Source organism: Vibrio sp. D173a, assembly GCF_030248475.1.
Genome location: NZ_JAHGAH010000907.1, coordinates 1 through 919 on the forward strand (window position 1 = coordinate 1; position 919 = coordinate 919).

Genomic DNA, 919 nt, shown 5'->3' on the forward strand with positions numbered 1-919 from the left:
CTTTTATATGAAGACTTTTCTATCAATTCAGGGGTGATGGTTAACTCGTTAAATGCTCGTTGAGTAGTAAAATTTGCCTTGGAGCGATAGTACGTATTTACATGACCAAAGTCCAACCAGTTGTCTGAATACACACTAACAAGACCGACTATACTATGATAGCGGTTTAAGCCATCGAAGAAAGACCAGTTGCTTTGAATGATAGCTCGTAATAATTTTCTCGGTTGGCTAAACTTAAAGTAGCCATTGACAATATTTCGTGAGCCAGAACTTAAAACGTTGTGGCTATCCTTTAACCACTGCATTTCATCATTTGTAACAACTGCCCAATTATAGCTAGATGTCACATCAGACACGCAAATGATATCATCACCTTGAGGTAACTCAGCAAATAAGGCGTCACCAAATAACACGTGAAAAGGGGAATCAATAGGATGCTCAGTAAGATTTATAGCAGCAGCTAAAGAAGCTCCAAGACTTAGTTCATCTGGTATCCTAATAACTATAACGCTATTATTTTCCAACCATAGTTGGTCATGTATTGAAACCTGGAATGATTCTGGGATCGTTAGATAAACCTTAGTGTTTTCGGGAGCTAAACCAACTTGATGTTGAAATAACCTTCGATTACCTAAAGGCAAGAAACTTGGAGGGATTTTTCCAAACTCCGATTGAAGCTCTTGACAAACATACGCTGCAGACATTATCAGGAACATAATCTTTCCTTCGCTAAAATAGCATCGATCTCTTCTTTCGATTTTTTAGAGAACTCTGATGGTCGAATTGCTCTATCATCTACATAAAATCCATCCTTTCCACACCAAGGTTTCCCAATAAGCACCTCATAATAAGGAACGTCGTCCTTGTCGAGCCACTCTGTAATTATTGGCAATGTAAATATATTAATTTTTCCAACATT

At 37.8% G+C, this 919-nt stretch carries 2 pseudogenes; both read right to left on the reverse strand.

Going from position 1 to position 919, the window contains the following annotated elements:
* Positions 1-716 (reverse strand): annotated as a pseudogene (locus KIV40_RS30180) (capsular biosynthesis protein); the annotation flags it as partial.
* Positions 707-919, reverse strand: a pseudogene (locus KIV40_RS30185) (capsular biosynthesis protein); the annotation flags it as partial. The pseudogenes KIV40_RS30180 and KIV40_RS30185, both read right to left, overlap by 10 nt.